This is a genomic window from bacterium (genome assembly GCA_020440705.1).
Lineage (GTDB): Bacteria > Krumholzibacteriota > Krumholzibacteriia > LZORAL124-64-63 > LZORAL124-64-63 > JAGRNP01.
On record JAGRNP010000149.1, the window covers coordinates 1 to 7986 of the forward strand.

Annotated in this window: 8 protein-coding genes; 4 read left to right on the plus strand and 4 right to left on the minus strand. The window is 67.3% G+C overall.

Features of this window, described 5'->3' with window-relative positions:
- Positions 1 to 151: 151 nt before the first annotated feature.
- The 4 genes from KDM41_16000 to KDM41_16015 all read left to right on the plus strand — a co-directional run bounded on the left by KDM41_16000 (position 152) and on the right by KDM41_16015 (position 3613).
- Complete coding sequence (locus KDM41_16000; protein ID MCB1184930.1) at positions 152 to 613, plus strand: nuclear transport factor 2 family protein; 462 nt, start codon at positions 152 to 154, stop codon at positions 611 to 613.
- A 129-nt stretch (positions 614 to 742) separates the two neighbouring features.
- Positions 743 to 1762: an FtsH protease activity modulator HflK gene (gene hflK / locus KDM41_16005; protein MCB1184931.1), complete on the plus strand. Its 1020-nt coding sequence runs from the start codon at positions 743 to 745 to the stop codon at positions 1760 to 1762.
- A gap of 1 nt (position 1763) precedes the next feature.
- The gene (hflC, locus tag KDM41_16010) at positions 1764 to 2699 is read left to right on the plus strand and encodes a protease modulator HflC (protein MCB1184932.1); all 936 of its coding nucleotides are present in this window, start codon (positions 1764 to 1766) and stop codon (positions 2697 to 2699) included.
- Positions 2699 to 3613, plus strand: coding sequence for a TraB/GumN family protein (locus tag KDM41_16015; GenBank protein ID MCB1184933.1), 915 nt, complete (start codon positions 2699 to 2701; stop codon positions 3611 to 3613). The genes hflC and KDM41_16015 overlap by 1 nt, the downstream gene beginning before the upstream one ends.
- A gap of 412 nt (positions 3614 to 4025) precedes the next feature.
- On the opposite strand, the gene KDM41_16020 is transcribed toward KDM41_16015, so the two are convergent.
- The 4 genes from KDM41_16020 to KDM41_16035 form a co-directional block, all read right to left on the minus strand.
- Complete coding sequence (locus KDM41_16020; GenBank protein ID MCB1184934.1) at positions 4026 to 4679, minus strand: response regulator transcription factor; 654 nt, start codon at positions 4677 to 4679, stop codon at positions 4026 to 4028.
- Between the two features lie 190 nt (positions 4680 to 4869).
- Entirely contained in the window at positions 4870 to 5517 is a 648-nt protein-coding gene (locus KDM41_16025; GenBank protein ID MCB1184935.1) for a hypothetical protein, read from the minus strand.
- Positions 5518 to 5522: 5 nt separating this feature from the next.
- Positions 5523 to 6950 (minus strand): dihydrolipoyl dehydrogenase, encoded by a 1428-nt coding sequence (gene lpdA, locus KDM41_16030; GenBank protein ID MCB1184936.1) that lies wholly within the window; start codon positions 6948 to 6950, stop codon positions 5523 to 5525.
- 12 nt (positions 6951 to 6962) lie between these two features.
- A partial coding sequence (locus KDM41_16035; protein MCB1184937.1) for a 2-oxo acid dehydrogenase subunit E2 occupies positions 6963 to 7986 on the minus strand: 1024 nt, incomplete at its 5' end.

Here is a 7986-nt window from a genome sequence, read left to right on the forward strand (position 1 = left end):
GGCTGGACCTGAGACCGTGGACGGCCGGTGGCTCCCGCCGCCCGGTGTCCGAAGCGAAACGTGTTGCCCAGGCAACGCCGGAAAGCGGCCGGATGAGGGAATCCGGCCGGCCGCGTGGGTTGCCCAGGCAACACAATCCCGGAGAATGCCCATGCGCACCGTCATCCCGGCCCTGATCCTTGCCGCATTCCTGCTGGCCCCGCCCGTCCCGGCTCCGGCCCAGCCACAGGACGCGCCCGACGCCGCCGAAGCGATCGTCACCGTCCTGCGCGACGCCGAGGCCGCCTGGAACGCCGGCGACATTCCCGGCTACATGGCCTCGTACTGGAACTCGCCCGAGCTGCGCTTCGCCAGCGGGGGCACCGTGACCTCCGGCTGGCAGCCGACCCTCGAACGCTACCTCGCCCGTTATCCGGATCGCGCGACCATGGGCCGCCTCGTCTTCGCCGACCTGGACGTGCGCCTGCTCGGTCCGGACCACGCGCTGGCCTTCGGATCGTGGCGCCTGATGCGGGCCCACGACGAACCGCACGGCCTGTTCAGCCTCGTGCTGCGGCGGTTCCCGGAGGGGTGGCGCATCGTGCACGACCACACGTCCAGCGCACGCGACTGACCACCGCCGCGTCGATACACCCCGCGGCATTCCACCCGAATATTGGGGTGGTGATCGGGGTAATCCGCTGTACATTCTGAGGCAGAAATCCATGAACGAACGATCGTCCACCTTGGAGGGTGAATCCAGATGAACGACCAGAACGACTACGAAGAGCCGCGGGGCCCGCAGATCCCCGAGATCAAGCTGCCCCGGCTCGACGGCAGCAAGTTCGGCCTGATCATCGCCGGCGTGCTCGTCCTGATCACCGCCCTGACCAGCTTCTACACCATCGAACCGGAGGAGACGGGCCTGGTCCTGCGCTTCGGCAAGGTGGTCGCCCAGGGAATCGAGCCCGGGCTCCACGCGAAGATCCCCTTCGGGATCGACCGGGTCATGAAGGTGCCCGTGCAGCGCCAGTTGAAGGAGGAGTTCGGTTTCCGCACCGTGCGGGCCGGCGTGAAGAGCCAGTACGCGACGAAGCCCTACGCCGACGAGTCGAACATGCTCACCGGCGACCTGAACGCCGCCGTCGTGGAGTGGGTCATCCAGTACCGCATCGTCGACCCCTACAAGTACCTCTTCCGCGTGCGCAACGTGGACAAGACCTTCCGCGACATGAGCGAGGCTGTCATGCGCCGCATCGTCGGCGACCGCACGGTCAACGAGGTGCTCACCATCGGCCGCGCCGAGGTCGCGCTGCAGGTCCAGACCGGCCTGCAGGAGCTGTGCGACCAGTACGAGACCGGCATCAGCGTCGACCAGGTCGTGCTGCAGGACGTGAACCCGCCCGACCCGGTGAAGCCCTCCTTCAACGCCGTCAACGAGGCGCAGCAGGAGAAGGAGAAGCTCATCAACCAGGCCCAGTCCGAGTACAACCGCGAGATCCCCAAGGCCGAGGGCGAGGCCCAGCAGACGATCAACGAGGCCGAGGGCTACGCGCTCGACCGGGTGAACCGCGCCGAGGGCGACGCCGCCCTGTTCAACGCCCTCTACGAGGCGTACCGCGACGCCCCCGAGGTCACGCGCAAGCGCATGTACCTCGAGACCATGACCCAGGTGCTGCCCCAGGTGCAGAGCAAGGTCATCGTCGACGAGGATCTCAAGGGCCTGCTGCCCCTGCTGAACCTGAACCAGCCGGCGGCCGCGGCGGCCAAGGGAGGCAACTAGCATGAACAAGATCATTCTGCCCGTGGTCGTGGTGCTCGCCCTCGTGGTGCTGCAGTCCATGTACGTGGTGAACGAGGCCGAACAGTGCATCATCACCCAGTTCGGCGAGCCCGTGGGCGACCCCGTGCTCACGCCGGGCCTGAAGTTCAAGACGCCCTTCATCCAGAAGGTGCACCGCTTCGAGAAGCGCTTCCTGGAGTGGGACGGCGATCCGAACCAGCTGCCGACCCGCGACAAGCGTTTCATCTGGGTGAACATGTATGCCCGCTGGCGCATCACCGACCCGCTGCTGTACTTCCAGCGCCTGCGGGACGAGCGTGGTGCCCAGACCCGCCTCGACGACATCCTCGACGGCGAGACCCGCAACGCCATCGCCAGCTATGACGTGGAGCAGGTGGTGCGCACGAGCAACCGCACGCCCGCCCAGACCGAGGGCGTGCCCGAGGACGAGACCGTGCTCGGCCAGATCGGCAAGGGTCGCGCCGCCATCCGCGACGAGATCCTGGCCAAGAGCAAGGAGCGCACGGCCGACCTCGGCATCGAGATCCTCGACGTGGAGTTCAAGCGCATCAACTACGTGGCCGAGGTGCAGCGCAAGGTGTACGAGCGCATGATCTCCGAGCGCCAGCGCATCGCCGACCGCTTCCGCTCCGAGGGTCAGGGCGAGGCGTTCCGCATTCGCGGCACCAAGGACAAGGAGCTGCTCCGGATCCGCTCGGAGGCCTACCGCAAGGCCCAGGAGATCAAGGGAACCGCCGACGCCGAGGCCACGAACATCTACGCCAAGGCCTACAACCGTTCGGCCGACACGCGGGGCTTCTACGAGTTCCTGAAGACCATGGAAGCGTACCGCACGACCCTCGACGCCGAGAGCGCGCTGGTCCTTTCGACCGATGCGGACATCTACCGTTACCTCAAGACCGACACGGGGCAGTGATGACGAAAACGATCTTCCGCGGGACCGCGCGCCGGCTGGCGCTGCTGGCCGGAGCCCTGCTCCTGTTGGCGGCACCCGCGGCCTGCGCGGCCGACAAGCTGTACATGTGGCAGGTTTCCTCGGAGACCGCCAAGGTGACCATGGTCGGTTCGATCCACGTGGGCAAACCCGACTTCTTCCCGCTGCCCGAGCCCATCGAGCAGGCCTTCGCGGCGGCGCCGGTGCTCGCGGTCGAGGTCGACATGACCGACCAGGCGGTCATCCAGGAATCGATGCTGCTCATGGCGAAGGAAGGCATGCTGCCGGGCGAGGAGACCCTCGAGACCCGCCTTGAGCCCGAGGTGTACGCCCGGCTGGCGAAGGCGGCCGACGAGCGCGGCCTGCCCCTGCCCATGTTCCAGAAGTACAAGCCGGGCATCGTGGCCATGATGCTGGTGATGAACGAGTACCAGCGCCAGGGCTACGACCCGGAGCTGGGCATCGACAAGCACTTCCTCATGGGGGCCCGCAACGACGGCAAGGAGATCCGGCAGCTCGAGAAGGTGGCCGACCAGCTGCACATCTTCCTCGATATCGACGACCGGCTCGACGACGTCATGTTCGCCGAGTTCCTCGACCAGATGGAGGACGTGGACAAGGTCACCGCCGAGATGATCGCCCTGTGGCGGAGCGGCGATGCCGACGGCATGGACCGCTTCCTCCAGGAGCAGATGGGCGACGACCCCGCCATGGCGGAGTTCTACCGCCGGCTCATGGACGACCGCAACGTGGCCATGGCCGACACCATCGCCGGCTGGCTCGCGGGCGACCAGGACATCTTCGTGGTCGTCGGAGCGGGGCACTTCGCGGGGGCGCGGGGCATCATCGCGCTGCTCGAGGCGAAGGGATTGGTGGTCACGCAGGGGGCGCTGTAGCGGGATTCCCCTCATGAACGTGGCGGGCCAGTCGTTTGCGGTGGCGAACGGAAAACTGGCCCGCCACGTTCATGAGGGGAATCCCGCAGCACCGCATCCTGTGACCGCCAAGCCCTTCCCCCCGAACACGTTGGGGTGAAGACGCTCGCGGTTTCCCGACCGTTTCCTGAGCGGGAGCCTCCGACTCTCCCTCCGTCAGGATAGCCTCACGGCGCCCCGTCTGTTTCCCGGCCCGGCCACGGGGCCGGCCCCCGCTCGCACGCTGGTCCCACCCCCCGAGGCCGCCACCCAGGCGGCCGACGGGATGCCCGTCGGTGGGAGGGTTTCGGCCCGACATGCGTGAAGGCCCCGCCTTTCGTTCGCACCGGCGAACGGCGGGGCCTTCATGCATGTCGGGCCGAAGCCCTGCGTCCTACGGCTGCATCCCGGAAGAGCGCAGCCACTCGTAGGCCATCTGGAAGATGTCCGTCGAGGTTCTCAGGCCGAGCTTCTTCTTTATATGCGAACGGTGCACTTCGACCGTGCGCGGGCTGATGTTCATGATCTCGGCGATCTCCGAGATCTCCTTGCCCTGACCGGTCAACTGGAAGAGCTCGAGTTCACGGTTGCTGAGCGCTTCCACCGGCGAGGCGCCGGCGGGCGACTTGCCGGCGCCGAGCTGGTCGACGGCGGCCTGGGTCATCTCGGGCGAGAGATAGGTCTTGCCGTCGAGGACGGCGCGGATGGCGTCGAGAATCTTCTCGGTGCCTTCCTGCTTCATGATGTACCCCTTGGCGCCGGCCTTTAGGCAGCGGATCGCGTAGGTGTACTCGTCGTGCATCGAGACGGCGAGAGTCATGATGTCCGGGTGGTTCTGGCCGATCTCCTTGAGGAGGTTCAGGCCATTGCTGTTCTTCAGCGAGATGTCGACCAGCACCAGATCGGGCTGATCCTGTTTGATCATCTCCATGGCGTCGTGCTGGTCTTCGGCCTCGCCGCAGACCTCGAGATCATCTTCCATGTCGATGAGGGCCCGGATGCCGGACCGGACCAACGGATGGTCGTCGACGATGAGCAGGCGAATCACGTCGCAGCCTTTCTCCATTTGCAACACGCTGTTCACTCCCTTGACGAGGATGAGCGACTTGGGATGCGGAGCGGTGTTTCTCCAAGCCATAAAGTCGGCACTTAGTGCGACTAATGGCAACCCCCTCCCAACGAACGATTCTAACATTAGACTTTTGCAAAAGGGAAGCCCGGGATTCCCACAAACTGAATTAATTGTCAGAAAATAGCAACAATCGTGATAAATCATTTGCCAGGATAGAGTTAAGACGGGCCGGAAAATCGCTATCTAAGTTGACGCCACACAAGGACTTTAAGGATCCCATGAACGCGTCGTGCGGTCTGCCCCTACGGTACTCGGGTTCCCGGGGCGGGTGCAGCAGATATCTGCCCACGAGCGGCATATTCTGATCGATCAGGACCGTGGTCGAGTAGTAAAGCAATCCCCGAGTGCGGTACACGCACGAGCCCCCGATCTTCCGTTCGGCGATGACCAGATCGGACACTCCGCGCTGGACCACATCGGCTACCCCCGCAGCCGCGAGACCATCGATCATCCAGGCGGTGACGGCGTCGAAGGCGGTCCTGATGTGTCCGATGCCGGGCAGGGGGAGGGCCAGGGAGACGATCAGGTTGCCGGGATCGAGGACCACGGCGCAGCCGCCGCCCGGACGCCGGTAGAGGGGGACCCCGTCGCGGGCGATGTTGTCGCCCCGCAGCTCCCGGTCCTGGTGCCCGCCGCGGCCGATGACCACGGCGACCTCGTCATATCGATAGACACGGACCCGGGCGGTGCCGTCCGCCCGGGTCCGTGCCAGCAGGTCGTCGTCCCGGTCCCAGGGCCGGGTGGGCAGTTCCATGGGGCCTACCGCACCTTCCGCGGCGGGTTGATGTGCACCGCCTCGCCCGCGGCCACCTCGGCGGCCTCCATGATGGCCTCGCTGAGGGTCGGGTGCGGATGGATGGTGACCATGATGTCCTCGAGGGTGGCGCCCATCTCGATGGCGAGGGTGCCCTCGGCGATGAGTTCACTGGCCATGGGCCCGACGATGCCCACGCCCAGGACGAGGCCGCTGCGCCGGTCGGCGATGATCTTGACCATGCCGTCGGTGCGGCCGAGGGTGCGGGCGCGACCCAGGGCGCTCAGGGGGAAGCGGCCCACGTCGAAGTCGAGCTCCTGCTCCGCGGCCTCGCGCTCGGTCAGGCCGGTCCAGGCGATTTCCGGGTCGGTGAAGACGACCGCGGGAATGGCCCGGTTGTCGAAGGCCGTGTCGCCGCCGCCGTGGATAGATTCGGCCGCCACCTTGCCCTCGCGGCTGGCCTTGTGGGCCAGCATGGGACCCTGGGCCGCGTCGCCGATGGCGTAGATGTGGGGCTCGTCCGTGCGGCATTCCTCGTCGGTGATGATGAAGCCCTTGTCGTCGACCCGGACCTTCGTGTGCTCGAGGCCGATGTCGTCGGTGTTGGGCCGGCGGCCGATGGCCACGAGCACCTTGTCGTAGTGGTGGGTGACCTTCTCGCCGCCCAGGTCGATGTCCACGTCGAAGCCGCCGGCGGCCACCTCGCGGATCTCGAGCACCCTGCTCTCGAGCATGATGTTCTCGAGACGCTTGCTGACCTGTCCCACCATGATGTCGACCAGATCCTGGTCGGCGCCCATGAGCAGGCGCGGGAAGAACTCCACCACCGAGACCTTGCTGCCCAGGCCCTGGTACACCAGGCCCATCTCCAGGCCGATGTAGCCGCCGCCCACCACGAGCAGCGAGCCGGGCACCTCGGGCAGGCGCAGGGCGTCGGCGCTCGACCACACCGACGGGACGATGCCCTCGGGCAGGCGGTTCAGGCTCGAGCCGGTGGCGATGATCGCGTGCTGGAAGTCGACGCCGCTGACCTCGCCGCCCTCCAGCGCGAGGCTGGTGGGCGAGTCGAAGCGGGCGTGGCCCTGCAGGATGGTGACGCCGCGGCGCTTGAGCAGGCCGCGCACGCCGTCGCTCAGGCCCTGCACGATGCCGTCGGTCCAGGCGCGCAGCTTGACCGGATCGACCTCCAGGCCCTTGAAACTGAGACCCATCTCGGCGGCGTCGAGCGCGGCGGCCTTCACCTCGACGGCGTTGATCAGCGCCTTCGAGGGGATGCAGCCCTCGAGCAGGCAGGTGCCGCCGGGGCGGTCGCGCTTCTCGATCAGCAGGACGTTCTTGCCGAGGTCGGCCAGGCGCAGGGCGGCCACGTAGCCGCCGGGGCCGCTGCCGATGACGACGACTTCGGTCTCTTCACGCAGGCTTCCCATCACCATGAGCGGTTCTCCCTAGGTCTCGAGCAGGAGCAGGTTCGGATCCGAGAGCTGGCGCACGAGTTCGCCCACGAAGCGGGCGGCGTCGGCGCCGTCGGCGATGCGGTGGTCGAAGGCCAGGGTCAGCGGCAGGATCTTGCGGATGACGATCTCGCCGTCCCGCACGACCGGCTTCTCCTGCACCTTGCCCATGCCGAGGATCGCCACCTCGGGGTAGTTGATGGTCGGCAGCAGGGCGGTGCCGCCGAGGGGGCCGACGTTGGTGATGGTGAAGGTGCCGCCGCGCATGTCCTCGGGCGGCAGCTTGCCTTCCCGGGCGAGGGTCGCCTTCGCATGGATCTCGTCGGCGATCTGCACGATCGACTTGTTGTTGGTGTCCTTGACGACGGGCACCACCAGGCCGCGGCCCGTGTCCGCCGCGAAGCCGATGTTGTAGTACTTCTTGTAGATGATCTCCTCGCGGAAGGGATCGAGGCTGGCGTTGAACGCCGGCGTCGCCTTCAGGCCCGCGGTGATCGCCTTGATGACGAAGGCCAGCAGCGTGAGCTTGCCGCCGGCGCCGCCCTGGCGCCGCTCGCGCTCGCGCACGCGGAACTTGTCCAGTTCGGTCACGTCGGCGTCGTCCATGTGGGCCACGTGGGGCACGAGGCTCATGCTGGTGACCATCTTGCGGGCCACCTTGCGCCGGATCGAGCGCAGGGCCTCGACCTCGACCGGGCCGTCGGCGCTGAAGTCGGGCATGGGCTCGATCTCGAGGAACGGGATCGTCGCCGAGGCGTGGGCGGCGAACTCGGCGAAAGCCGCGTCGTCGGCCACCTTCTTCGCGGGCACGTGGTCGGCGGGGACCGCGGCCGGGGACGCGGGGGCCGTCACGGTCGGCGCGGCGCCGCCCTCGGCGAAGCGGTGCACGTCCTCGGGGGTCACGCGGCCGCCGGGGCCGCTGGGGGCCACGAGGTTGATGTCGACCCTGAGCTGGCGGGCCAGGCGCCGCGTGGCGGGGGCCGCCGGTACGGGCCGGCGCACGCCGGGCTCGGCCGCC